Here is a 24,719-nt window from a genome sequence, read left to right as displayed (position 1 = left end):
CAAGTACTGAAGGTAAACGAATGAAGATTGCAAATTTTATTTTGTTAATTGCTGTATTGGCAAATATATCTGCACTAAAAGCGCAAGATTATTCCAATGTAAAGTATGTTCCATGCGACCACAAAGACTCTGAGCAGTTAGATAGAGAAGCTGGTAACTCCAAATTATTTATTGAATTAGCTGAAACATCCAAACAATTATGTTCTTTTTCGTTGCAGAGAAAAGTGATGGTGCACGTTCCATTACGCGATGTAAACCTTCATGATGCTAATTTAAGATTATCAAATTTTAGCTCTTCTGATGCTGAAAACGTAAAGCTTTTACGGTCCTACTTAGAAGAGACGTCTTTTAAGCGCGCTAACTTAAAGAGTGCAAACTTTAACGAAGCAAAGTTAAACAATGCAGACCTTAGTGAAGCAAACTTAGTTGGCGCACTCTTCTCCATGGCAAACCTCGACGGTGCTAACCTTTCCAAAGCTGTGTTTGGATGCTCAGACGATAAACCTAGTAAGTGCACTGATATCACACAAGCCTCATTTTATGGACCTTCGTGTTCCTATAATCATCAACAAAAGGATGTTGTGTGTAACGACGAAAAACTTGTTTTCACTAACTTGAAAGGCGCTAAAAATATCAAGTCTCTTGTGTATGATTACTCAGACCATTTGAATTTCCCATCAACTTTAATCTCTCTGAGAAAATATTTAAGAGAAAGTGGATTTGAAATTGAGGCGCGTGAAATCACCTATGTGATTCAAAAAGGATTAGACGAAGAGGATTTGTTTGATTTGTCAAAAGTCAGTACTTTGGAAATATTAGGGGCTTACGCACGGAAATTTGCTTTTGACTACACAGTGCAATATGGCGCTTCACCAAGTAATGCCCTGGTCATCATGCTATATACCTTGATTATCTTTAGCTTTGTGTATTTCTCTACGTTAATGATACAAGTTTTCTGCAAATTAAAGTTTGTCGGAGATGTCTTCTTAATTTCGCCAAAAATAACGATCCCAGATATTTTAGACGTACAGGAGTATGAAGACGGTATATTCAAAATTCAAAGCTTGTTAAGAATTATCCATAAGTATCGAGACATGCAGCCTCCATATGGGCCAGATAGACAGTTAGAGTTAAAATATTACTTCTACATATGTCGACATGCTGTTTGGTTTAGTATTTTATCGTCTTTCCATTTTGGTTGGCGAGACTTGAATGTTGGAAGCTGGTTGGCTCGCCTTCAACCCACTCTCTTTACTTACAAACCTACAAAGATGTTCAGAATTCTCTCTGGGATTCAATCTTTAGTTTGCATCTATCTTCTAGCAATTTTCGTCATCAGCTATTTTGGCAACCCATGGGGCTAGTGAACAGCAGAGCGATATCATATTTTTTCTAATACTAGTAACCATATTGGGTATATCGCCCGAGTGTAAGAGATTAGAAATGTGTTTGTGTTGGATAGTGACAATATCTAAGGATTGGATGTTGGTTCAAAAAATACTAAGATGTTGGTAGCACAGAGGTAGCACAGACTTAAAGTGGATCAAAAGAAGTAACGTAAGTGCTTGATAAATGGTGGCCCCACCTGGACTTGAACCAGGGACCTGCCGATTATGAGTCGGATGCTCTAACCAACTGAGCTATAGGGCCATTTAAAACAGGCTTTAAGTAAACAAGTCCAAGGGCTGAACTCTTTAAAGCGCAGGCAGTATAAGAAGTTTTTCTTCCGTTGTCACCGCTTCGTGACATGCTCTTTGTACTGATTGCTGGTTTTTTATCCGCTTCTCTATCAATCCTCTGCGCTAAACTGGATATTTACAGGGAAGATGCAAGCTTAAACGGAGTTTTCGCCGATAATAGTGTTCTGCTACTAACTGTTTTTAGCTGTTGCCAGTCATCATCTTAAACAGGAGAAAAATTATGGATATTCAGAAGTTTTCTCATTTTTTCTATAAAAGCCCAAAAATGCTGTTTATCTTTCTGGTTTTTCTGTATGCGTTGTATTCACCCTGGCTCTATAGCAGTGCGGATCCTCAGCGTTATTACCAGTTTGCATTTGCATTGCTAATGCTTGCTTTGTTGTTTGAATTACATCTGGCCAACTTGCGTTTTGCTGAGTTCATTCGACAGCCACTGCGCTGGAAATCGCTAACAGGTTTTTTGTATCTGTCCGCTTTCTTATGCTTCGGCTGGGGCTTATGGGGCGCTGAGTGATAGCTGCTCCTTTTAAGTCACAGCCTCCGTCAGCTGAAAAAACAAAAGACACCCTAAGGTGCCTTTTGCATATCAGTTTGGCCATGCCGGAGCAGCTGCCAGCTTAAAAATTCTACTCGTCGAGGAAGCTTTTTAATACTTCTGAACGGGAAGGGTGGCGCAGTTTACGCAGCGCTTTGGCTTCGATTTGACGGATACGTTCCCGTGTTACGTCAAACTGTTTGCCCACTTCTTCCAGTGTATGGTCGGTATTCATATCGATACCAAAACGCATACGCAGTACTTTTGCTTCACGGGCTGTTAAACCGGCCAACACTTCGTTGGTGGCGGCTTTTAAGCTTTCCATGGTGGCTGAGTCCAGCGGCGATTCTGAAGTGCTGTCTTCGATAAAATCACCTAAATGCGAATCTTCATCATCACCTATTGGTGTTTCCATGGAGATTGGCTCTTTAGCAATTTTCAGCACTTTACGGATCTTGTCTTCCGGCATGCCCATACGTTCGGACAATTCTTCCGGAGACGGCTCACGACCCATTTCCTGCAACATCTGACGTGAAATACGGTTCAGTTTGTTGATGGTTTCAATCATATGCACAGGGATCCGGATAGTACGGGCCTGGTCAGCGATAGAACGGGTGATTGCCTGACGGATCCACCATGTAGCGTAAGTTGAAAACTTATAACCACGACGGTATTCGAACTTGTCGACAGCTTTCATCAAGCCGATGTTACCTTCCTGAATTAAATCAAGGAATTGTAAACCACGGTTGGTGTATTTTTTCGCGATAGAAATAACCAGACGTAAGTTCGCCTCAACCATTTCTTTTTTCGCACGACGGGCCTTGGCTTCACCAATCGACATACGACGGTTGATATCTTTAATTTTAAAGATCGAAAGGCCGGTCTCTTCTTCAATTTTTTTCAGCTTCTCAACGCTGCGGACCAAATCGTCACGCATCTCACCCAGCTTGGCTGAATAAGGTTTGCCTGCAGCAATTTCGGCGTCGATCCATGCCGTTGAGTTTTCGTTACCGCTGAAAGACTTCATAAAGTTTTTCTTTGGCATTTTTGCGTACTCAACGCAGTTCTTCATCACAATACGTTCCTGGACGCGCACGCGGTCCATCATTTCACGCATGTTTTTGACCAGACGGTCGAACTGTTTTGGTACTAAACGGAAGCAACGGAAAACTTCGCTGAGTTTTTCAATTTCTTCTTTGGTGGTCGGGTGTTCGCGGCCATTTTTGACGATAGAGTTACGGGTTACTTCGTACTGAGTACGGAGTTCACCAAACTTCTCGCGAGCCATTTCCGGATCCGGACCAGTGTCTGCTTCTTCGTCCGAGTCTTCAGACTCTTCGTCGTCACTTGTGATATCAGCGTCTTCATCGGCCAGTTCTTCTTCTGGCACGTCCGAACCGATATGAGTGGCCGTTGGGGCCATATCATCCACTTCGTTTGGATCGATAAAAGCGGTGACAATGTCACTTAAGCGAATTTCTTCGGCTTCGAATTTATCCCACTGTTCTAACAGGTAGGTGATGGCTTCAGGGTATTCAGCCACAGAGGTCTGAACCTGATTGATACCATCTTCAATCCGCTTGGCGATGTCGATTTCGCCTTCACGGGTTAACAGCTCTACAGTGCCCATTTCGCGCATATACATGCGGACCGGATCTGTAGTGCGACCTAACTCTTTATCCACACTGACTAAAGCCTGAGCGGCTTCTTCTGCGGCGTCTTCATCCGGCGCAGCGTCAGACATGATCAGGTCATCGGCATCTGGTGCTGTTTCAAACACCTGAATGCCCATGTCATTGATCATACGGATAATGTCTTCGATCTGATCGGAGTCAATAATATCTTGTGGAAGATGATCATTAACTTCAGCAAAGGTCAAATAACCTTGCTCTTTACCCTTTAAGATCAGGAGTTTTAGTTGCGACTGAGGATTATGCTCCATAGAGGCTGTTCTTCCACCCAAATAGTTAGTTCAAAAATGCGAATTAGCGATTATAACAAAGCGCGGCTTTTCTAGCCACCGCGCAATGACGGCTTACTCACGGTTATTTGCTTTTAAAAGCTTTTAACAGCAACACAAATTCGTGTTTCTCCGCCGTGGTCAGTTGCTGCAAAGTATCTTTGCGTTGCAATTCTTCCAGACGTTGACCCAGATACTGATCTTCAATAGAGCGGAAGGTATCCAGAAATTCTTTAGTTAACTGCTCTTCGGCAACCTGATGGTCCCATAAAGCCAGTTTCACCAATATGTTGTATTCAGGCGTATCGCGCCAATGTTCCAGCAATTGCGCTGTGGTCAGTTCAGGCTGAGCTAATAAAGTCTGCTGTACTGTCAGCAATAGCTGAATACCAGGTAAATTCGCTTCTGCCAGTTCAGGAGCCAAAGGCATCACTTTGGCAAGGGCAGGGTATTGCAGTAACAACGCAATAGCCCGGCGCATCGGCGTAATTTTTGTGGCCGCAGGAGCTTTGCTCTGCACCTTGTTCTGGCTTCTGGCCGCCGTATTTTGCTGCGACGATTTACCAACCAGCGACCCCAGGGTTTCAAACAAGGCATCGCGATAAAATTCACTTGGAATTTGTTTAATTAGCTCGTTACCTTTAACCCATAAAGCGGACTTTCCGGCATCGCTGGTTAAATCTAACTCTTTGGCCAGATGGTCAAATAAATACTGACCTAGAGGCATGGCCTGTTCCAGACGGTTTAAAAAGGCATCTTTGCCTTCTTTTTGCACCAGCGAATCCGGGTCTTCGCCGTCCGGTAAAAATACAAAATTCAGTTCCACGCCGTCTTTTAAATGCGGTAAAGCACTTTGTAAGGCACGCCATGCGGCGTCGCGGCCCGCTCTGTCGCCGTCGTAACAGCAAGTCACAGTGCTGGTCAGGCGGAATAGCGTATGCATGTGATCTGGGGTCGTGGCGGTGCCTAAACAAGCCACCGCAAAAGATATTCCTTGCTCGGCCAGACCAACCACGTCCATATACCCTTCAACAATCAGCACACGACTCAGTCTGTCCTGGCTTTGTCTGGCTTCGTATAAGCCATAAAGTTCACGGCCTTTATGGAAAAGCCGGGTCTCAGGTGAGTTTAGATACTTTGGCGTACCTTCACCTATCACCCTGCCGCCAAAACCTATCACTCTGCCGCGTTTATCCCTGATGGGAAACATCAGCCGGTCACGGAAAAAATCGTATTCACGGCCCTGATCATTGCGGCTGATCAGTTTAATTTCAAACAGCTGATCACGAGCTGAACGTGAAGCGCCTAACTGTTTTAATACAAAGTCCCAGCTGTCAGGTGCGTAGCCTATGCCGTATTTTGTCGCTGTGGCCTCTGAAATACCACGTTTCTGCAAATAGGTGGCAGCATGAAGCTGTTGTTTCAGCTGTTGCTGATACAAATCTGCCGCTTTTTGCATCTGGCTGTAATCGTCGGCCTGAGCCTGCGGATACTGCTTACCACTGCCTTGTTCGCGTGGTATCTCTAAATGATGCTGCTTCGCCAGTTCTTCAATGGCTTCTACAAATTCAAGCTGTTCGTACGCCATCATAAAACTGATGGCATTGCCGTGAGCGCCACAACCAAAGCAATGATAAAACTGTTTGTCGCTACTTACGGTAAAAGAAGGGGATTTTTCGTTATGGAAAGGGCAACAAGCCTGGTAATTCTTACCAGCCTTTTTTAACGGAACTCTATGATCAATCAGTTCCACTATATCTGTACGAGCTAATAAGTCGTCGATAAAGTGTCTGGGGATTTGTCCTGCCACCTTTTTCCTTTTTACTTGTATTCAGAAAAAGACAAGCCGTGCTAAGGGCACGGCGTGCAGTAGTTCAGCTAGAAGCTTAACTCAAACGAGCTTTAATAACCTGACTTAAAACGGCCATATCAGTACGGCCTTGAACCTGTGGCTTTAAGTGGGCCATGACTTTCGCCATGTCCTGCATTCCAGAGGCTGCAACAGCAGTAATTGCTTGTTGCACTAAATCATCAAGCTCAGCCTGAGATAAGGCTTGTGGCAAAAACTGTTCTACGATTACGATTTCTGCTAATTCAATATCAGCTAAATCTTGCCGACCTGCTGCACTGTACTGACTGGCAGATTCTTTCCGTTGTTTTACCATTTTGGTCAACACAGGAAGAATATTGGTGTCATCTGGCACCATCTGCAAGTCAATTTGACGTTGTTTGATTTCAGCTAAAGCTAAACGAATAGTGCCGAGACGCAATTTGTCTTTGGCACGCATTGCGTCTTTTTGGGCTTCTTGCAGCTGCTCTAACAATGCCATAGGTCAGGCAATAATCTTAGTAAAGCTTGATGCGACGAGCGTTTTCGCGAGAAAGCTTTTTCATGTGACGCTTAACAGCGGCAGCTTTCTTACGCTTACGAACCCAAGTTGGCTTCTCGAAAAACTCTTTAGAGCGTACATCAGCTAATACGCCAGCTTTTTCACAAGAGCGCTTGAAACGACGTAAAGCTACGTCAAATGGTTCGTTTTCTTTTACTTTAACAACAGGCATTAAATTCTCACCTCGGTCAACTCTGGTTAGTGTCTAACCAATACGATTAAAAATGGTGCGGCATTTTACTCAAAAGCCAGCCCCAATGTAAAGCAATAAGTGTTGTACTGGTGATGATGCTCGGATCCCAGTACAATTCGCCGCGTAGCATATAGGTAAGGGGAGAAAAATGCGAGTACTTGGCATAGAAACATCGTGTGATGAAACCGGCATCGCTGTGTACGACGAAGAGCGGGGTCTGCTAAGTCATGTGTTATACAGCCAGATCCCTTTGCATGCAGATTATGGCGGTGTAGTGCCTGAACTTGCCTCACGTGACCATATCCGTAAAACATTGCCTTTAATTCAACAAGCTTTAAAAGAAGCGGGTTGCGAGGCGTCCGACATAGACGGTGTGGCTTACACAGCAGGCCCAGGTTTAGCCGGAGCTTTGTTAGTGGGCGCATCAATAGGCCGTAGTTTAGCTTTTGCCTGGGGCAAACCAGCGCTTGCAGTACATCATATGGAAGGCCATTTATTGGCACCTATGCTGGAGGAAAACCCACCAGAGTTTCCTTTTATTGCCTTGTTAGTCTCGGGCGGTCATACCCAGTTAGTGCGGGTGGATGGCATAGGTCAGTATCAGTTATTGGGTGAATCTGTCGATGATGCTGCAGGTGAAGCCTTTGATAAAACCGCAAAATTAATGGGGTTGGAGTATCCGGGGGGGCCTTTGCTTGCCAAATTAGCCACACAAGGCCAAGCCGATAAGTATGCGTTTCCGCGCCCTATGACAGACAGACCCGGCTTAAATTTCAGTTTCAGTGGCTTAAAAACTGCTGCTGCTAATGTAATTGCTGCCGAAGGCAAAAGCCCAGAAGTGCAGGCAAACATAGCCGCTTCATTCCAGCAGGCTGTGGTCGATACCTTGGTATTAAAGTGTCGCCGTGCGTTAAAAGAGCAGCGCTTAAAACGTTTAGTGGTCGCAGGGGGCGTTAGTGCCAATACGTCGTTACGTGAACAGCTGGAAGTTTTACTGAAAAGCTTAAAAGGCGAAGTGTATTACCCACGCAAAGAATTCTGCACCGACAACGGCGCTATGATTGCTTTTGCTGGCTTTCAGCGTTTAAGAGCAGGGCAGCAGCAGGATTTAACCATAGGTGTAACGCCACGTTGGCCTATGGAGCAATTACCAGCCTTGTAATGAATTGGGGTCAGATCACATTGTTAACTGTTAACAATGTGATCTGACCCCATTTTTATTCCTGTTCGGGATTCTCTGGTTTGGTTTTGCGGTTTTTATGCCAAACCTTAGTTTCCTGATTGTTCCAAAGCCTGATGATATTGTCTTTGTGACGGATAATAATCAAAAGGCTCAGCATGGACACAGGAATGGTATACAAAGGTTTGATAAACCAGGTGAAAATGGGCGCAAGGCCTACAGTGACAATAGCGGCTAACGACGAGTAGCCGGTCGCTCCTACCAGCATCATCCAGGTGGAAATCAGTAAACCTGCCAAATCCAGCCCTATCGGCATCATACTGCCAAAAGCCGTGGCGACTGCTTTGCCGCCTTTAAAGCCAAAAAAAATCGGGAATATATGGCCTAAACAGGCGCAGACGGCAATCATGCCTAAATAAAAGGCTTCGACACCTAAAAAATAAGAACCCCAAACCGGAATAGTGCCTTTAAGCACATCAAATACCAGTACCAAAGAGGCTGGGAAAGCACCACCCAAACGTAATACGTTAGTTGCGCCCGGATTACCTGAACCATGAGTACGCGGATCGGGTAGCCTGAATATTTGACTGACCAGAATGGCAGACGAGATTGAGCCGCTTAAATAAGCTAACAGCATCAAAATCGCTATGGTAAGGGTCATGGATTAAGGTTCCTCAGTCCGGCAAAGTGCGCTAAAATCGCGTCCTGTTTAATAAGGCGTTCAGAGTATAGGCTTTTTTAAGCTTTGCCTATCCGACCAGCCTACCTGAAACAAGTCTTTAACAAAAGCGGAAATCTATGACGGATATAGTTTTTATCAAACAGTTCAAGGTTCAAACAGTAATAGGTGTGTATGAGTGGGAAAAAGCCATACAACAGACGCTGGAGTTTGATTTGGAGCTCGCTACCGATATCCGCCAGGCCGCTGCCACTGACGATTTGCAATATACCCTCGATTACAGCGCTGTTTGTACTGCTATCACAGAACTGTGTCAGCAACCTCATGAATTAATTGAAACTGTTGCTGAAAAAGTGGCATCTATGGTACTGGAAAAATTTCCGACTAAAGCGGTTAAAGTCACTATTGCCAAGCCTGCTGCTGTGCCTGCTGCTGCCAGTGTCGGTGTCTCTATACTGCGTGGAAGCTGGTAATGGCGCTGATTTATATCAGTATTGGCAGCAATATAGAGCGGGATCTGCATATCAGCGCTGCTTATCTGGAGCTGTCTGCATTATTCGGTGAAATTCGCTGCTCTGCAGTGTATGAAAGCGAAGCTGTAGGGTTTGATGGTGATGCTTTTTATAATCTGGTGGCTGAAGCCAACACCGATTTATCTGTGGCCGACTGTGTGGCGGCTTTTAAGGCGATAGAGCAAAAATATGGCCGCCCTGCGAAATCCCCTAAGTTTTGTGGCAAACGGCTCGATCTGGATTTACTGACTTACGATCAATTCGTGTGCAAAGAACCAGTTGAATTACCGCGCGATGAAATTACTAAAAACGCCTTTGTGTTGTTGCCATTATCACAACTTGCACCAGAGCAGGTTCATCCGCTGACAGGCCAAAACTATCAGCAGATGTGGCAGCAGTATCAAGAGCCACAAAAGCTGTGGCAAGTGGCTTTTAACTGGCCGGATGTTGCTCCTGCCACTGCTGTTTAGCTGCGCTAATCGCCTCAAGCCGTGCCTTAGCAACCTCCAGTTTAATAGCTTCACCTTTTAAACCCAAAGCCACTATAGCTTTCACATCAGTAGCACGAGCTGCTACTGCAAGCTGACGTAAATAATCCGCTTGTGGGTAATCGGCCTGTTCAAAGCCAGTACGGCCGCGTAAATCGGCTATGGCACACAGCAACAATAAATCCAGACGTTCGGGTTTGCGCCATAAATCTATGCCATCAAATAACTTTTGTACTGTGGCAGGGCGAAGCTCAAAAGCTTTGTGCAGCAACTGATGATATTCACAGGCCAATAACGCCAAATCACGGCAGTCGTTGGGCACACGAATACGGCTGCAAAGCTCCTGCACTAAAGGTAAACCGCTGTGTTCATGGCCATGATGTTTTGGCCATAACGCCGGATCTGTGATGCCTTTACCCAGATCATGACAAAGTGCGGCAAAACGCACATCCAACCGGTCAGACAATAAAGCCGCTTGTTTCAGTACCAGCATACAATGGATACCGGTGTCTATTTCCGGATGCCACTTTTCTGGATTTGGTACTCCCCACAGCTGATCCAGTTCTGCCATCAATACCTTTAACGCGCCGCAACTGTGCAGCAATTCAAAATAAGCTTGTGGGTCTTGTTCTGTTAAAGCGCGAGCCGTTTCCTGCCAAACCCGCTCTGCGGTTAAATGCTGCAGCTCACCACTGTTGCTCAGTTGTGTCATTAACTGCAAAGTTTCAGCGGCAACGGTAAAACCTAAATGAAAATAGCGGGCATAAAAACGCGCCACCCTTAATACCCGCAGTGGGTCTTCACTAAACGCAGGGGAGACATGGCGCAGAATTTTTGCCTTGATATCGGCCACACCACTATAAGGGTCGTGCAGCTGGCCAGTATCATCTTTGGCGATCGCATTGATAGTTAAATCTCGACGCTGTAAATCCTGCTCTAAGGTGACGTCCTCTGCAAAATAGCAGGCAAACCCCGTATAGCCTTGGCCTTGCTTACGCTCTGTGCGGGCCAAAGCGTATTCCTGCTTGGTTTTTGGATGCAAAAATACCGGGAAGTCTTTACCCACAGCCTGATAACCCAACCCCAGTAATTGTTCAGGTGTAGCACCGACCACCAACCAGTCCTGGTCCAATGCCGGGTAGCCCAACAACTCGTCGCGAACAGCTCCGCCCACAAGATAAATTTTCAATGTATGCCTGCTCCACCTACAAGATAAGTTTTCAATGCTTTCATGCAGTCTGTTTTTTTGCCATTATAACGCCTTGCTTACAATTGTCGCCCTAACTCAGCATCAGGAAGCTTATGTACACCGGATTTTTCGGTTTAACCAGTCAGCCTTTTTCTATAGCGCCAAACCCTGACTTTCTCTTTTTAAGTCCTCGTCATGCTGAAGCTTTGGCGCATTTGCGTTATGGCTTAGGCGAGGCCGGTGGCTTTGTGCTGCTGACCGGCGAAGTGGGTACTGGCAAAACTACAGTATCACGTTGTTTATTGCAGGAACTGACCGATCAAACCGAAGTGGCTTTTATCTTAAATCCCACTTTAAACGAGCTGGAACTGCTGGCCGCTATTTGTGATCAGCTAAAAATCCGCTACAAAAAATCTGATGCCAGCTTAAAAATGCTGACCGACAAAATTACCAACCGTCTGACGAAAAACCATCAGGCTGGTAAAAATACCATTTTGATTATCGACGAAGCTCAGCATTTACAACCCGCTGTACTGGAACAGCTGCGCTTGCTCACCAACTTAGAAACCAATACCAAAAAGCTGTTGCAGGTGATTTTGATAGGCCAGCCTGAGTTACAACAACTATTGCAGCGCCAGGATTTACGCCAGTTGGCACAACGTATTACCGCCCGTTATCACTTAATGCCTTTGACTGAACAGGAAGTGCAGCAGTACATCAGTTACCGTTTGCAGGTAGCAGGTTGTAGTCGCCCTGTGTTTACATCTTCTGCGGTGAAAAAATTATTTTTATTATCAGGTGGTATTCCGCGTCTACTCAATTTAATCTGCGACCGCGCTATGTTAGGGGGGTATAGTCAGCAAAAGGCATTAATTGATGCTGGCCTGGTCAGTCAGGCCGCTTCTGAAGTGCTGGCGATCAAACCTCAACCAGTAAAAGCGGCATGGCCAGTATGGGTATGGCCGCTTTTAACTGTAGTGGCCTTAGGAGCAGGTGCAGGGCTGTCTGCGTTAATTTGGTAGGAACCCGTCATGTCGTTATTAATGGATGCGTTAAAGCAACAACAGCAAGTGCCGATGGCAGCAGAACAGACTGCATCAGGCCATGGCTGGCGTATTGTTGCTTTAATTTTGTTAGTGGTTTTAGGTTTGGTTTTGGGCTTTTTTGTTGGTCAGTATCAATTCAACAAAAAAGAACCAGCTGCCGTTGCTGAAGCTGTGGCTGCTCCTGTGGTTCAGGCGGCACCTGTCATTGCTAATGCGGCTGATATTGCGATGGAATTGCAGCTGGCGGCAGACTTATTAAAGCCAGCAGAGCCAGTGCAGCTTGAAGAAGTGCCGGAAGATGATCGGCAATTGGTTGTATCGGCCAAACGTGGTGAGAAGGTGTTAGGCCGTTCCATTGGTGACGAGAGGGATGACGACTTTGTTGATTTTGAACAAATGCAGGAAGCTGATCTGCAAGATGACTTAACCCCTGTGGATGAACTCTTGCCTGCAGCTGAGCTTGAGCAATCTGATGTGTCGGCAGAGCTGCGTGGAAAATTTGAATCAGCGTTGGCAGCTGCTGATGGCTCGCAACTACGTCAACAACAGATTAATTACCACGATGCGCCTGCTATGGATATTAATCAGTTGGATGATCTATTGCAGCGCCAGTTACCTTCGCTACGTTTTGAAGCCCATGTCTATGCAACGGACGCTAAACAGCGCTGGATCAAAGTGAATGGCAAAGACTTACAGCAAGGTCAGTGGGTAACGGCAGATATTCAGGTGAAAGAGATATTGCCGCAGTATGTGGTTCTGCAGTTTAATCAAACCCAGTTTAGTGTTGAAGCCTTAGCAGACTGGAGTTATCAACGCCGCTAGTGGCGTTGTTACTCCAGCACTGACTGGCGGAAAAATCGAATGATATCAATGCCAAAATCTTCTGGCATTACAGCACCTTCAATTTCCACATCTGCTTTATTACTGGCTAAATCGACCATAGATACTTCGATATAACGTTTAAATTTACAGTTGTAAAACACCTTGATCACAGGGCGCAGTGGATCCAGTTCATTGGACTTAATCACTATGCCCAGCTTTTCATTACTCAGTTTGACTAAAGTGCCTACAGGGTGAATGGCTATGGCTTTAATAAACTGGGCCAAAAGCACAGGATCAAAACTTTGGGGGGATTCGCGTTTTAGTATTTTCAGCGCCGAAATACCAGTCTGGCCTTCTTTGTAGCAACGTTGTGCAGTAATGGCGTCGTACGTATCGACTATCGAAATCATCCGGCCATAGACCGAAATTTGTTGCTCAGCTAAACCATGTGGATAACCTTTGCCATCCAGTCGTTCATGATGCACGGCCGCCACGTCAATACTGATGGGGCTTAAGCCAGGGATTCTGTCCAGAATTTCTTTGCTGTACACCACATGGCGGCGCATTTCTCCAAACTCTTCTTCAGTCAGTTTGCCGGGTTTATTCAGTATGCTGTCCGGCACCAGAATTTTGCCTATATCGTGTAATAAGGCACCTGTGGCTAGTTGTTGGATCAGCTCTTCATCAAATTTCATCTGCTTGGCAAAAATAGTCATCAGAATAGACACATTGACCGAGTGCTCCAGCAGGTACGCATCTTTTTCCCGAATACGGCTGATGCAGAGCAAAGCATCCTGATTACGAAATACCGAGTCGATGAAACCCGTGGCACAGTCCTGAAAGGGCTGCAGATTTAACTCACGCCCTGCCTGAATATCGGCAAAGGCTTTTTTCTGCAGTCCTTTGGCTTGTTGGTACAAGACATTGGCCTGACCCAGTTCCTGTTCAAAACTGACTTTTTCGCGTGTTCTGCCAGTTGACGCTGCTGGCACAGGCTCTGATGGCGCAGCGGCTTCCACTTTGGGCTGTTCCAGAGTTTTACTTAAATCTACTACCAGTTCCAGCACGCCTTTTTTCTTCAGTTGCTCGATCACTGCCGCCGTTCTGGCCCAGCCCTGGGTCTTTATTTCAACAGTACCTTTTTGTTTATGCACAGAAACCACGTACATGCCTGGCTGCAATTCGGTAATAGACAAAACTTTAAGCTGAGCAGGTGCTGTCATAGACTGACTCTCTGTGATTGCCGAAATTCGGATAATCACTAATAAGTGTAAATATGAAAAAAATGATACACCATTGTCGAGCAAAAAAAAAGCCCGCAACAAGGCGGGCTATATGTCCATGGAGGGACGGTATGTCGCAACTGTCAGGAACGTTGTTGCGACGATGTCCATGGAGGGACGGTATGTCGCAACTGTCAGGAACGTTGTTGCGACGGTTTATTGCTGAAGTTTTAACTCAGATCGTCAGTCATCGTCATTAACGAAGCGTTACCACCGGCAGCTGTGGTATTGATAGTGACAGTTTTTTCTGTCACTAAACGGTGCAGCAACTGATGATCGGCAGGGCTGGTGACTAAAGCACTGATAGCGCCATCACGGGCTGCTATCCACCGGGCGGATAAAGCTTTCAGTGGGTTCGTGCCTTCAATCACAGCTGTTGCCAGTGTTGGGTGCGCTAACACTGCTTTTAAGGATGACAGCTTTACCCAATGGAACAAGTTCGCTGGTAAACCAGCCTGCAGTAACAACTTACGGCAGGTATCCATTTCAGCGTACTGAGCTTCGCCTGCAGTACTGACCACTGCATTACCTGATACCAGAGCCGTGATTAACGCCAGCATCCAATGCTGGAAGCTGCTGTGCTCATTGCGAATAAGCGCCACCACACCTTTGGCTTCCAGATGCAATTGGTTAGATTCACCTGTAGGTCCTGGTAAAGTAATAGGCTGAGCCAGCTCTTTTTCGATAAACAGCAGCTGTTCACGGGCGGCGGTGATCACGTCGTTTAAGTCGTGTTCTTGCTCTGATACCAGTTTATTACCTGCTAACTGAGCGATAAAACGACGTAACACAGAACCTCTGTTGGTGACGTTTTGATTCAGCCATGCCACCTGAGCCACAGCCATTTGCTGTAGTTGAGTATTCAGCTGCGCATCAAAACCGCTGGCCGCTTCTAACTGCTGTTGCACAGCAGCATCTAAAGCAGGGGCCTGTAATTCATGTTCTTTTACCAGACGGCTTAAGTAAAACGGGCCACCGGCTTTAGGGCCAGTACCAGATAAACCACGGCCACCAAATGGCTGAACACCGACCACAGCACCAATCATATTGCGGTTCACATAGATGTTACCTGCTTTGATTTCGCTGGCGACTTTCATCGTCGTCTGAGCAATACGGCTGTGAATGCCGGTAGTCAAACCATAGCCTGTCGCATTAATTTGCTGGATAACTTTATCCAGTTCTTCAGCTTTAAAGCGGATGATATGCACCACAGGGCCAAAAACTTCACGTTCCAGCAAATTCAGACTGCTGATTTCATATAAACGTGGTGCAAAGAAGTTGTGAGCTCCAGGAGACGGCGCGTCACAGACATAATGCAAGGTGGCTTTGCCTTCCAGATACTGCACGTGCTGGTTTAAGCGTTCTAAGGCTTTTGGATCGATCACAGGACCTAAGTCAGTGCTTAACCAGGCCGGATCGCCCACATGCAACTCTTTCATTGCGCCTTTGATCATGGTGATGATTTTATCGGCCACATCTTCTTGCAGGAACAAGACTCTAAGTGCAGAACAACGTTGGCCAGCGCTTTGGAAACCAGAAGAGATTACGTCATCCACCACTTGCTCAGGCAAAGCTGTGGAGTCAACAATCATACAATTCTGACCACCTGTTTCGGCAATTAGCGGCACTGGCTCACCACCACGTTCGGCCAGTTTGCGGGCAATCCAGGCACCGGTTTCAGTAGAACCGGTAAACATCACAGCTTGAAGGCGTGGATCGGGGACCACATGCTCACCTACCTCGCGGCCCGGTGCTATCACCAATTGCACTACATGGTCAGGAAAACCAGCGGTTTTCATCAGCTCAACGGTGCGTACTGCAATTAAACTGGTTTGTTCTGCAGGCTTAGCCACAACGGTATTACCAGCTACTAAAGCTGCACTAACCTGGCCTAAGAAAATAGCTAAAGGGAAGTTCCATGGGCTGATACAAAGCACGACACCACGGGCTTTAGATTCCTGCATTTTCGCGCTTGCTTCTGCAGCGTAATAACGGCAGAAGTCCACAGCTTCACGTACTTCAGCCATGCTGTCGCCGACAGTTTTACCAGCTTCTTTAATACATAAAGCCAGTAATTCGTCGCGGTGTAACTCCAGTTGATCAGCCAATTTGATTAAAAGCGCTGCACGTTCTGTCACTGCAGTGGCAGACCAGGCCGGGAAAGCGGCTTCGGCTAAAGTGACAGCCTGTTGCATTTGTTCTGGTGTGCTGTGGTAGTGGAAACCTATCACTTCGTTGGTATTAGCCGGGTTAGTCACTGCAGAAGCCCCTGCCGGTACTTCAATCTGACTGACCGAAGCCAGCCATTTGTCCATGGCCTCGCGCATCGCAGTCATCTGATCCACATCAGTAAAATCCTGACCTTGGGAGTTCAGACGGCTGGCACCGTAAAGCTGGGCAGGCAGCGGAATAGAATTGTTCCGTTTTTTGTTCCATGCGCGCACTGTTTCTACCGGATCTTTTAATAAAGATTCAACCGGAATGTTTTCATCCACAATGTTGTTTACAAAAGAGCTGTTAGCACCGTTTTCTAATAAACGACGCACCAAATAGGCCAGCAGGTCTGAGTGTTCACCGACAGGGGCATAAATACGACAAGGCACTTTGTCATCCGCCACCACCTGGTCGAACAATGCATCACCCATACCGTGTAAACGCTGGAACTCATAACCAGTGCGATCCGGCGCCATTTCTAAAATAGTGGCAACAGTGTAGGCGTTGTGGGTGGCGAACATAGGGTAGATACTGTCGCGGTATTCCAGCATCTTTTTAGCACAAGCCTGATAAGACACATCGGTCGATGGCTTACGGCTAAATACCGGGAAGTCACTTAAACCTTCGGTCTGGCTAACTTTAACTTCAGTATCCCAGTAGGCGCCTTTCACCAGACGTACCATCATTTTGCGGCCAACTTTCACCGTCAGCTCACGCAGCCATTCAATGACAAACAAGCCACGTTTGGAGTAGGCCTGAACGGCTAAACCAAAACCTTCCCAGCCGTTTAATTCCGGATCTGAGAATACAGCTTCGATAATATCCAAAGATAAATCTAAACGGTCGGCTTCTTCTGCATCCACAGTAAAGCTGATGTCATAGGCTTTGGCGGCTATGGCCAGTTGCTTTAAGCGCGGTACTAATTCATTGATCACCCGGTCGCGATGGGTAAATTCGTAACGTGGGTGAATGGCGGATAATTTAACGGATATGCCAGGGCTTTTTAATGGACCACGTTTTTTCGCAGCAGTGCCTATGACTTTAATCGCCATCATGTAGCTGTCGAAATAACGGTTGGCATCGTCCATAGTGCGGGCGCCTTCACCCAACATATCGTAGGAATAAGTAAAACCTTTGCTTTCCAGCTCTATCGCACGTTCCACGGCTTTTTCAATACTGGTGCCCATCACAAACTGGGTGCCCATAATTTGCATTGCATAACGCACAGCCTGACGGATCACCGGCTCGCCCATACGGCCACAGGTACGTTTTAATAAACCAAACTGAGCTTTTTTCTGATCGTCGCTGTAATTCACCAGCTTGCCAGTCAGCAATAAACCCCAGGCCGAGATATTCACAAATAAAGATTCGCTATTGCCTAAATGCGAGCTCCAATCCCCGTTGGATAACTTGTCGCGAATAAGCAGGTCGGCCGTATGTTTGTCTGGTACACGCAATAAGGCTTCGGCTAAACACATCAGCACTAAACCTTCTTCGGTCGACAACGAAAACTCGTTCAGCAGCGCGTCTACACCCCCTTTACCGACCTGAGCTTCACGGATATTCACCACCAACTGACGGGCTTTTTCCCAGGCACGGCTGCGCGCTGCAGGGCCAATATCAGCAATAGGTAATAAGTTGTTGAGTACCTGATCTTCATCAGCACGGTAGTGGTCGCGCATGGTTTGACGAATAGCATGACTGGTGGTCAATTGGCCTTGGAATAACATAGGGTTTTAATCCAGTGAAGTGAAAAAAATTATGCTGCATTTTAGTGAAAGCGCAGCCCTATTTGGTGGTTTCTTTTTCAAACTAACCTTATATAATTCGGTTTATAAATCATAAAACCAGAAAAAATACTGCCATGACTCAAAGTGCCAAAGGCCGGTTGCCTGACCGTATCGACATGACAATTCTAGACACGCTACAAAAAGATGGCCGTATTTCTAATGTCGAACTGGCAAAAAAGGTCAACTTAAGCCCAAGCCCTTGTATAGACAGGGTTCGCAAGCTGGAGCAGGACGGTTTTATTGAGGGGTATGGCGCCCGTTTAAACGCCAGCAAATTGGGTTTTGGCACTGCAGCTTTTATTCAGGTGACGCTGGATAGAACCACAGGCGCAGTCTTTGATCAGTTTCGTGATGCTGTGGTTAAAATCCCACAAGTGGCGGAGTGTCATATGGTAGCCGGTGGTTTTGATTATCTGCTGAAACTACGTTTATCCAGTATGGAGGCATACCGCGGGGTATTGGGCTTGATTGTGGATTTGCCTGGTGTGTTACAGACTCATACTTATGTGGTGATTGAGCAGGTAAAACAGGATGCGGGTTTGCCGCTTAAGTTTGCTACGGCGCCAGAGGGGAAGGCGGAATAATTGTTGTCTTCCAAATTATGGCGACGGAGCAAATTGTAGGGGCGGGTCTTGTACCCGCCCGTCTGGAATTTGAATCATGTCTTTATAATTCAAAGCGTTTCGCCGCTGGCGAGATACTTTCTTTTGCTTCGCCAAAAGAAAGTATCCAAAGAAAAGGCGACCCCAGGTCGCAGCGAAAGCCCGGCCCAAAATCGTGTGTCCAAGGCGACGCGGCAACTCGCTCGTCGCTACCGCTCCTCACTCAGACACTCCGCGTCTTAAAACCTTGGCCACCCAATTTTGTCCGGCTCGCGCCCCAATGGGGGACTGGTGCCATTAGTTGATATGGTTCGTTGCTTATAAACTATGAAAAATGAAAATGACGCTTACAGCAAGGCTTAAGCCCACAGTTCATTATGAGCTGTCATTGCTATAAATCGAGTGCGTCAGGTAGTCTTTCACGTTCTTCATTTGTAAATTCAAGGAGTCGAGCGTCAAATCCTCGTATGTCTCCTTCGATAGTGAGGAATTTACCAGACTCTGCAAAAAACATTGGATTAATATCCTTTCGTACAACATCACCTACCCAATTTGCGGCTTTTGTCGCGAAATGAATTGTGGCGTGACAAGAATCAACCCAGTCGTTGTATTTCTTGAGATCATGATTGAAATTATCGTTCCAATCTCCGGCCTTATAAAATTTGTGTGGATAGTATGTGTCACCGTGAAGCTCAGAATGCTCCATGAATTTATTACACGCTAGACTTAACGATATTGACAATGTTGTTATGGCTCTCTTTAACTCTTCGAACTCTTTTGGCCAAATCGCTGCAATTACTTTTAGGCGAAACTCGAATATCTCATTTGGGAGCTCGCGAGGCCAAGTTGGATCTGGAGATAATGCAAAGCTTGTCCAAGCATGCCAGGTATCTAAGCGACAGTACTTAACTGCTGCATCAATAACAGAAGTTATAGATATTTCCTTCGCTAGTTTGACCTGATCAGCTGTTTGGCTAAGCGTTTCGTTCACCCACAACTCATGTTCAGACTTTTTAAAATGCAGTTTTTCAACCGGCCAGTCATCTTCATTCTTATCTATCTCGGTATGGTGGTTGGGGCAGAGGAGAATTAAGTTGTGGTAACTATTTCTATCTTCCAGAGTAAGGCTTGAAATACCTCTTGCTGCATCAGTCTTCTCTCCCACGATATGGGCTTGCTCTCCGAGAGCATAAGCAGATGTAACAGCTGCCTTGTCTTGGGTAAGCTCGGTTTTACATATCGCACAACGACTAGCTGAGCGACCCCACAGTAATTTTATATCTTTTTGATTAATCGCCATTTTCTACCTATTTAATATGTTTTCAAAAGCAGAGTACCCGCACGTCGCGCATATTTCAGTATTTTTTATGATTTCTATTTTTACCAAGCTAATGCTGATGTACCTCTATTCTAATAGGTTTTTCTGAGGGCAATGACATTGATGTGGTGAATGCTTTTGCAGTGAGTGCTGAACATATTTTTACTTGGTTAACACTGCTGAAGCTTCAGGCAGTGTGTCTGGCTATTACAAAGAGAAAAGTGTGTATAGAAGGGAATCAAACCAGATACTGAGCCTTCGTAGCCAACTCAGCACCTGATTTTCAACAATAACTAGGGTATTTCAGAAGGTAAAACTAATAGCCTTACATTACATCCAGCGTTCTTTGCGGCGGCGGCCTGGGATTAGGGATGGAACTACTAAACCAAACAGCAAACCGGCGAAACCCAGAATGGAACCTAATACCATTTTGTCTTGCCAGAAGGCGGAAGGTTTTTCCTGCAGTTGTTGAGTCAGCAGGGCTATGGTTTGCTGAGCAGTAGCTGTGGCTGTTTCAGCTTGTTGCACTGCGGCGTCGGTTTCATTGAGTTGTTGTTGTAACTGATCTTTTTCCTGCTGCAACTGGGCAACTAAAGTTTGTTGTTGCTGCAATTGTTGTTGCAGTTCACCTGTCTCGCTACCAAAGACCGGGGTTAAGCTGACGTATTGTTTTAAAATCCAGCCGGTGCGGCCTTTGCTGTCGGTGAGTTGCCAGTATTCTGAGGTACTGTCTTCTGCCACCAATTTAATTTCTTCACCAGCTGCAATGCTGCCGATGATTCTGAAGTCACGACCCGGACCGCTGTACAGATAAGTAATCAGCTTATCGCTGATGTAGGCATTTTGTGGGCTGACCGGAGTGCCTGTTGTTTCTTGTTGTGCAGTGACGCTTGTACTTAGCAACACTGTGGCCAGTAGCATTCCTGCTTGCCAGGGTCTTGAGGTGATCAACATATAAATCCTAAAAAAACCGACCAACATCTGGCCAAAATGGAGAATTGAGCCGATCATAGGCCAGATAGTTATCAATTGACAAGAGCTTAAAATAAGCCCTTGTTACAGAACAGGAAATAAGCCGCTATGGCGACGGAAGCTGAACTTAAATTTTTACTCACCCAAAGTACTGTGCCTGCTTTGGAGCTGGTATGGCAACAGCTGGCAGTGACAGTGCAGAAGCATGAAAGCGTGCAATTACTGAATGCTTATTATGAAACGGACGATCTGTGGTTTCGCCGTTTTGATGCGGGTCTTCGCACCCGGCTGAAAAAAGGTCAGTTTGAACAAACCATCAAGTTAGCTGGGCAGCAGCATGGTGGTTTGCATTTTCGGCCTGAATACAATCTGCCTTGTGCCTCTGTATGGCCTGAATTAAATGCTTTTCCTGCTGAAATCTGGCCGCAAGGTACTGATTTAGCGCTGCTGCAAAGTCAGTTGAAACAGCTGTTTCGCACTGATTTTATGCGTCAAAGCTGGTTGTTAACTTTAGCTGATGGCAGCACAGTAGAAGCTGTGTTGGATCAGGGGGAAGTAGTTTCTGGCGAGCAAAAAGAAGCTATATTTGAGCTGGAACTTGAGCTGCAACAAGGCGAGGTCAAAGCCTTGTTTGAGTTATCACGTCAGTTAGTCCAAGTGTTGCCACTGCGTTTGGGCTGGCAGTCCAAAGCTGAGCGGGGTTACCGTCTGGTACAGCAGCAGCCTTTGGTCTTTATGCCACTGGATAACAGCAGTACAGCCGCGTTATTAAAATCTTTGCAGTATCACGAAAGTTACTTTTTACGCAGTCAGGATCCGTTGTCCTGGCAAGTGATCCTGCAGGCTTTTGTGGCTTTAGCTGCTGTGTCGGCTGAATTCGCTGCGTTAACCCTGCCGCAGCAAGCTGACTCTACACAAGCCTTGAGTTTTTTTAGCAGTGCAGCTTATAACTGTGCATTGCTGAATTGTTCTGAATCTTTGTTTTCTGCCTGAGGTACTGATGAGCCAATTGACCGCCCGGTTAGCCGCTGTATTGCCGTCTGAGTTACAGCATGAAGTCGATCTGGTATTGCCCACTCTGCTGATGCCGGATTTAAATACTGAACAGCTGCAGGATCTCAAACTCTTGCTGGCGGTCAGCCCATTTTTAAGCCGGGTGATGCAACAGCAACCAGAGCTTATTGCTGTGCTGCTGAATAAAGAGCTATTGGCTAAAGCCTTAACACATCAGAACCCATTGTCTGATCTTGCCGATCAAACTGAAGCGACAGTTTTTAAAGCGCTGCGTCGTTGCCGTAATGCGCAACTGGCGCAAATTCTGGCGGCCGACATTCTCGCAGTGAAATCCACAGAGCAATGTCTGCTGGATATATCCGGCATGGCAGACAACCTGATTAACAGCGCTTATCAGTGGGCTTATCAGGATATTGCCACTCAGTGGGGCCAACCTTTGGATCAACAAGGTCAGCCTATGCCTTTGCTGATTTTAGGCATGGGTAAACTCGGTGGCGGTGAGCTGAACTTTTCGTCCGACATCGACCTGATTTTTACCTATCCGCACAATGGTGAAACCAGTGGCGGCCGCAGGTCGGTTGAAAACCAGCAATTTTTTACCAAGCTTGGCCAGAAGTTAATTTCTGCTTTGCATCAGGTTACGGCCGACGGTTTTGTGTTTCGGGTCGATATGCGCTTGCGGCCTTTTGGAGACAGTGGCCCGCTGGTGCTGAGTTTTGCTGCTATGGAAGATTATTACCAGGCGCAGGGCAGGGAGTGGGAGCGTTATGCCATGCTCAAAGCTCGCATTCTGAACCCCGACCCTTTGCATGCAGTGGAATTAAATCAGCTGCTGAAACCTTTTGTCTATCGGCGTTACATCGACTTTTCAGCACTGGATTCTTTGCGCCGGATGAAGCAACTGATAGAGCAGGAAAACCGCCGTCGTAACCGTATTGATAATATTAAGCTCGGTGCTGGTGGTATTCGTGAAGTGGAGTTTGTGGTGCAAACCCTGCAGCTGATTCGTGGCGGCCGTATTCCTGCTTTGCAGCAGGTTTCTATTTTTAAAGCGCTGGATGCGTTGCAAAGCCAGCAGTTGCTGGAGCCAGAGCAGCAGCACCAACTACGCCAGGATTATCTGTGGTTGCGTAAAGTCGAACAGCTATTGCAGGGGCTGGACGACCAACAAACTCAAACTTTACCTGCCGATGAGCTGAATCGGCAACGACTGGTATTGGGCTTAGGCTTTAGCAACTGGCAGCAACTGACCGAGACCACAGAACAGGCCATGAGCCGTATTCATCAGCACTTTAAACTGGTGATCGATCAAGGCGATAACCCTGAGCCAGAAGAAATGGTGTTGGGCCGCCTATGCTGGGACAGCGAATTGCCGTCAGAAGATTTAGCTGAACACCTGCACTGGTTAACTGCAGAGGAAGCTATACAACTGCTGGATCATCTGAAGCAGTTTAAACAGGATTGTCAAAAACGCAGTGTAGGCCCTCGTGGTCGTGAACTGCTGGAAAAACTTATTCCATCTTTATTGCATCAACTGGCTAAACAACAAGGTTCAGCTTTGGTATTGCAGCGGGTGCTGGGTGTATTCCGGCAGATAGTTAGCCGTACTGCTTACCTTGAGCTGCTATCTGAAAACCCGCCTGCGCTGCAGCAGTTGGTGATGTTATGTCATAAAAGTGGCTGGCTGGCTGAATACCTGGCGCGTTATCCGTTATTGCTGGACGAACTGATCGACCCGTCCCAGTTGTACCAGGTGCCGGATTCTACCGATTATCAGGATAAATTACGGCAAAGCATGCTGCGGGTGCCGACTGATGATTTAGAGCTGCAAATGGAAGTGCTGCGCCAGTTTAAGCAGGCACAGCAACTGCGCATTGCAGCGGCCGACATCACCGGCATTTTGCCGCTGATGAAAGTCAGCGATCATCTGACCTTTTTAGCAGAAGCCATTATTGCAACTGTAGTGGAGTTGTCCTGGCAACAAATGGCGGAAAAATATGGTTTACCTGCTGGCTTAAAAGCAGAAGATGCCAAAGCTTTTGCTGTGCTGGCTTATGGCAAACTGGGCGGGCTGGAGCTGGGTTATGGCTCAGATTTAGACTTAGTATTTGTGCATCAATGTGACAATCTGGCTCCGACTCAAGGTGATAAAGCCATTGATTCACGGCAGTTTTATATCAAGATGGTACAACGCATAGTGCATATGTTTACCACCAGAACCCCAAGTGGTGTGTTGTATGACATAGACACCCGCTTGCGTCCTGCTGGCAACGCTGGCTTATTGGCTGTGCATATTGATACTTATGCTGAGTATCTGGAAAAAGAAGCCTGGACCTGGGAGCATCAGGCGTTAGTGCGTAGCCGTTTGGTCTATGGCGACAGCAAAATTGCTCAACGCTTTAATCAAATACGCAGTGAAGTTTTAGCCAAACCCCGTGATTTAGCAGTATTGAAAGCAGAAGTGACAGAAATGCGACAAAAGCTGCGGCAACATCATGGCGCGCAAAACACAGAAGTTAAACACGCCTGGGGTGGCATAGTGGATCTGGAGTTTATCAGCCAGTATCTGGTATTGGGCTATGGCGCTCAGTTTCCTGATTTGTATTTCTACAGTGACAATATTCGCATCCTGGACGCTGCTGCTGTTGCTGGTCTATTGCAATTGGAGCAAACAGAAGCCTTGCAGCAAGCTTATCAGCAATTAAGGGGCGTCAGTCACAGGCAAACGTTGGACCCGGCCACTGAAACTGTGCAGCAGTCAGATGATGCGATGGTGCAGGTGCGGCAAGTATGGGACCAGTTGTTTAATTAAGATTGTTTAGTGAAGGGTGT

20 protein-coding genes and 1 tRNA gene are annotated in these 24,719 nt (G+C 46.4%); 10 read left to right on the top strand and 11 right to left on the bottom strand.

All coding sequences use genetic code 11. From position 1 onward, the window contains the following. Nucleotides 1-20 precede the first annotated feature (20 nt). Nucleotides 21-1,364, top strand: a complete 1,344-nt coding sequence (locus tag P3C17_RS06680; protein ID WP_300928681.1) for a pentapeptide repeat-containing protein — start codon at nt 21-23, stop codon at nt 1,362-1,364. A gap of 209 nt (nt 1,365-1,573) precedes the next feature. Here the strand turns inward: P3C17_RS06680 and P3C17_RS06675 are convergent. After that, a tRNA-Ile gene (locus P3C17_RS06675) sits at nt 1,574-1,650 on the bottom strand. 270 nt (nt 1,651-1,920) lie between these two features. Between P3C17_RS06675 and P3C17_RS06670 the strand changes: the two genes are divergently transcribed. Then, on the top strand, nt 1,921-2,214 hold the full coding sequence (locus tag P3C17_RS06670; RefSeq protein WP_300928680.1) for a hypothetical protein: 294 nt from the start codon (nt 1,921-1,923) through the stop codon (nt 2,212-2,214). A 112-nt stretch (nt 2,215-2,326) separates the two neighbouring features. On the opposite strand, the gene rpoD is transcribed toward P3C17_RS06670, so the two are convergent. The 4 genes from rpoD to rpsU form a co-directional block, all read right to left on the bottom strand. Next, nucleotides 2,327-4,177 carry an RNA polymerase sigma factor RpoD gene (rpoD, locus tag P3C17_RS06665; protein ID WP_300928679.1) on the bottom strand — a complete coding sequence of 617 codons (1,851 nt, stop codon included), beginning with the start codon at nt 4,175-4,177 and terminating at the stop codon, nt 2,327-2,329. Nucleotides 4,178-4,280: 103 nt separating this feature from the next. Then, nucleotides 4,281-6,005 carry a DNA primase gene (gene dnaG, locus P3C17_RS06660; protein ID WP_300928678.1) on the bottom strand — a complete coding sequence of 575 codons (1,725 nt, stop codon included), beginning with the start codon at nt 6,003-6,005 and terminating at the stop codon, nt 4,281-4,283. Between the two features lie 76 nt (nt 6,006-6,081). After that, nucleotides 6,082-6,525: a GatB/YqeY domain-containing protein gene (locus P3C17_RS06655; protein WP_300928677.1), complete on the bottom strand. Its 444-nt coding sequence runs from the start codon at nt 6,523-6,525 to the stop codon at nt 6,082-6,084. Nucleotides 6,526-6,541: 16 nt separating this feature from the next. Continuing rightward, on the bottom strand, nt 6,542-6,757 hold the full coding sequence (gene rpsU, locus P3C17_RS06650; RefSeq protein WP_008899776.1) for a 30S ribosomal protein S21: 216 nt from the start codon (nt 6,755-6,757) through the stop codon (nt 6,542-6,544). Between the two features lie 169 nt (nt 6,758-6,926). Here rpsU and tsaD point away from each other — a divergent pair, with 169 nt between their 5' ends. After that, nucleotides 6,927-7,940, top strand: a complete 1,014-nt coding sequence (gene tsaD / locus P3C17_RS06645) for a tRNA (adenosine(37)-N6)-threonylcarbamoyltransferase complex transferase subunit TsaD (protein ID WP_008899777.1) — start codon at nt 6,927-6,929, stop codon at nt 7,938-7,940. A gap of 55 nt (nt 7,941-7,995) precedes the next feature. On the opposite strand, the gene plsY is transcribed toward tsaD, so the two are convergent. After that, complete coding sequence (gene plsY, locus P3C17_RS06640; protein WP_300928676.1) at nt 7,996-8,619, bottom strand: glycerol-3-phosphate 1-O-acyltransferase PlsY; 624 nt, start codon at nt 8,617-8,619, stop codon at nt 7,996-7,998. A gap of 137 nt (nt 8,620-8,756) precedes the next feature. Between plsY and folB the strand changes: the two genes are divergently transcribed. Both folB and folK read left to right on the top strand, forming a co-directional pair. After that, the gene (gene folB, locus P3C17_RS06635) at nt 8,757-9,110 is read left to right on the top strand and encodes a dihydroneopterin aldolase (RefSeq protein ID WP_300928675.1); all 354 of its coding nucleotides are present in this window, start codon (nt 8,757-8,759) and stop codon (nt 9,108-9,110) included. After that, a complete protein-coding gene (folK, locus tag P3C17_RS06630) occupies nt 9,110-9,619 on the top strand; it encodes a 2-amino-4-hydroxy-6-hydroxymethyldihydropteridine diphosphokinase (protein WP_300928674.1) in 510 nt (169 codons plus the stop codon). The genes folB and folK overlap by 1 nt, the downstream gene beginning before the upstream one ends. Here the strand turns inward: folK and P3C17_RS06625 are convergent. Beyond that, complete coding sequence (locus tag P3C17_RS06625; RefSeq protein ID WP_300928673.1) at nt 9,582-10,826, bottom strand: multifunctional CCA addition/repair protein; 1,245 nt, start codon at nt 10,824-10,826, stop codon at nt 9,582-9,584. The two genes, folK and P3C17_RS06625, sit on opposite strands and share 38 nt — an antisense overlap. 113 nt (nt 10,827-10,939) lie before the next feature. On the opposite strand from P3C17_RS06625, the gene P3C17_RS06620 reads away from it, so the two are divergent. Both P3C17_RS06620 and P3C17_RS06615 read left to right on the top strand, forming a co-directional pair. Further along, a complete protein-coding gene (locus P3C17_RS06620; RefSeq protein ID WP_300928672.1) occupies nt 10,940-11,848 on the top strand; it encodes an AAA family ATPase in 909 nt (302 codons plus the stop codon). Between the two features lie 9 nt (nt 11,849-11,857). After that, a complete protein-coding gene (locus P3C17_RS06615) occupies nt 11,858-12,694 on the top strand; it encodes a general secretion pathway protein GspB (RefSeq protein ID WP_300928671.1) in 837 nt (278 codons plus the stop codon). An 8-nt stretch (nt 12,695-12,702) separates the two neighbouring features. On the opposite strand, the gene P3C17_RS06610 is transcribed toward P3C17_RS06615, so the two are convergent. Then, the gene (locus P3C17_RS06610) at nt 12,703-13,917 is read right to left on the bottom strand and encodes an HD-GYP domain-containing protein (protein WP_300928670.1); all 1,215 of its coding nucleotides are present in this window, start codon (nt 13,915-13,917) and stop codon (nt 12,703-12,705) included. Between the two features lie 230 nt (nt 13,918-14,147). Beyond that, entirely contained in the window at nt 14,148-17,921 is a 3,774-nt protein-coding gene (gene putA, locus P3C17_RS06605; RefSeq protein WP_300928669.1) for a bifunctional proline dehydrogenase/L-glutamate gamma-semialdehyde dehydrogenase PutA, read from the bottom strand. Nucleotides 17,922-18,055: 134 nt separating this feature from the next. Here putA and P3C17_RS06600 point away from each other — a divergent pair, with 134 nt between their 5' ends. Next, on the top strand, nt 18,056-18,565 hold the full coding sequence (locus P3C17_RS06600; RefSeq protein WP_300928668.1) for a winged helix-turn-helix transcriptional regulator: 510 nt from the start codon (nt 18,056-18,058) through the stop codon (nt 18,563-18,565). 409 nt (nt 18,566-18,974) lie between these two features. Here P3C17_RS06600 and P3C17_RS06595 read toward each other — a convergent pair whose 3' ends face one another. Together P3C17_RS06595 and P3C17_RS06590 are read right to left on the bottom strand one after the other, a co-directional pair. Further along, entirely contained in the window at nt 18,975-19,883 is a 909-nt protein-coding gene (locus tag P3C17_RS06595; RefSeq protein ID WP_300928667.1) for an HNH endonuclease, read from the bottom strand. 348 nt (nt 19,884-20,231) lie between these two features. Beyond that, nucleotides 20,232-20,855 (bottom strand): TIGR04211 family SH3 domain-containing protein, encoded by a 624-nt coding sequence (locus P3C17_RS06590; RefSeq protein ID WP_233078849.1) that lies wholly within the window; start codon nt 20,853-20,855, stop codon nt 20,232-20,234. Nucleotides 20,856-20,981: 126 nt separating this feature from the next. On the opposite strand from P3C17_RS06590, the gene P3C17_RS06585 reads away from it, so the two are divergent. After that, nucleotides 20,982-21,866, top strand: a complete 885-nt coding sequence (locus tag P3C17_RS06585; protein WP_300928666.1) for a CYTH domain-containing protein — start codon at nt 20,982-20,984, stop codon at nt 21,864-21,866. A gap of 7 nt (nt 21,867-21,873) precedes the next feature. Continuing rightward, complete coding sequence (glnE, locus tag P3C17_RS06580; RefSeq protein WP_300928665.1) at nt 21,874-24,699, top strand: bifunctional [glutamate--ammonia ligase]-adenylyl-L-tyrosine phosphorylase/[glutamate--ammonia-ligase] adenylyltransferase; 2,826 nt, start codon at nt 21,874-21,876, stop codon at nt 24,697-24,699. Nucleotides 24,700-24,719 lie beyond the last annotated feature (20 nt).

The sequence above is a fragment of the Rheinheimera sp. 1928-s genome (assembly GCF_029269265.1).
Taxonomy (GTDB): domain Bacteria; phylum Pseudomonadota; class Gammaproteobacteria; order Enterobacterales; family Alteromonadaceae; genus Pararheinheimera.
This window is presented reverse-complemented; position numbering and strand designations above follow the sequence as displayed.

Excerpts from the sequence above, each read along its gene's own strand:
- P3C17_RS06680 (WP_300928681.1), top strand. The coding sequence starts at position 21 with ATGAAGATTGCAAATTTTATTTTGTTAATTGCTGTATTGGCAAATATA.
- P3C17_RS06670 (WP_300928680.1), top strand. The coding sequence starts at position 1,921 with ATGGATATTCAGAAGTTTTCTCATTTTTTCTATAAAAGCCCAAAAATG.
- rpoD (WP_300928679.1), bottom strand. The coding sequence starts at position 4,177 with ATGGAGCATAATCCTCAGTCGCAACTAAAACTCCTGATCTTAAAGGGT.
- P3C17_RS06655 (WP_300928677.1), bottom strand. The coding sequence starts at position 6,525 with ATGGCATTGTTAGAGCAGCTGCAAGAAGCCCAAAAAGACGCAATGCGT.
- rpsU (WP_008899776.1), bottom strand. The coding sequence starts at position 6,757 with ATGCCTGTTGTTAAAGTAAAAGAAAACGAACCATTTGACGTAGCTTTA.
- tsaD (WP_008899777.1), top strand. The coding sequence starts at position 6,927 with ATGCGAGTACTTGGCATAGAAACATCGTGTGATGAAACCGGCATCGCT.
- plsY (WP_300928676.1), bottom strand. The coding sequence starts at position 8,619 with ATGACCCTTACCATAGCGATTTTGATGCTGTTAGCTTATTTAAGCGGC.
- folB (WP_300928675.1), top strand. The coding sequence starts at position 8,757 with ATGACGGATATAGTTTTTATCAAACAGTTCAAGGTTCAAACAGTAATA.
- folK (WP_300928674.1), top strand. The coding sequence starts at position 9,110 with ATGGCGCTGATTTATATCAGTATTGGCAGCAATATAGAGCGGGATCTG.
- P3C17_RS06620 (WP_300928672.1), top strand. The coding sequence starts at position 10,940 with ATGTACACCGGATTTTTCGGTTTAACCAGTCAGCCTTTTTCTATAGCG.
- P3C17_RS06615 (WP_300928671.1), top strand. The coding sequence starts at position 11,858 with ATGTCGTTATTAATGGATGCGTTAAAGCAACAACAGCAAGTGCCGATG.
- P3C17_RS06610 (WP_300928670.1), bottom strand. The coding sequence starts at position 13,917 with ATGACAGCACCTGCTCAGCTTAAAGTTTTGTCTATTACCGAATTGCAG.
- putA (WP_300928669.1), bottom strand. The coding sequence starts at position 17,921 with ATGTTATTCCAAGGCCAATTGACCACCAGTCATGCTATTCGTCAAACC.
- P3C17_RS06600 (WP_300928668.1), top strand. The coding sequence starts at position 18,056 with ATGACTCAAAGTGCCAAAGGCCGGTTGCCTGACCGTATCGACATGACA.
- P3C17_RS06595 (WP_300928667.1), bottom strand. The coding sequence starts at position 19,883 with ATGGCGATTAATCAAAAAGATATAAAATTACTGTGGGGTCGCTCAGCT.
- P3C17_RS06590 (WP_233078849.1), bottom strand. The coding sequence starts at position 20,855 with ATGTTGATCACCTCAAGACCCTGGCAAGCAGGAATGCTACTGGCCACA.
- P3C17_RS06585 (WP_300928666.1), top strand. The coding sequence starts at position 20,982 with ATGGCGACGGAAGCTGAACTTAAATTTTTACTCACCCAAAGTACTGTG.
- glnE (WP_300928665.1), top strand. The coding sequence starts at position 21,874 with ATGAGCCAATTGACCGCCCGGTTAGCCGCTGTATTGCCGTCTGAGTTA.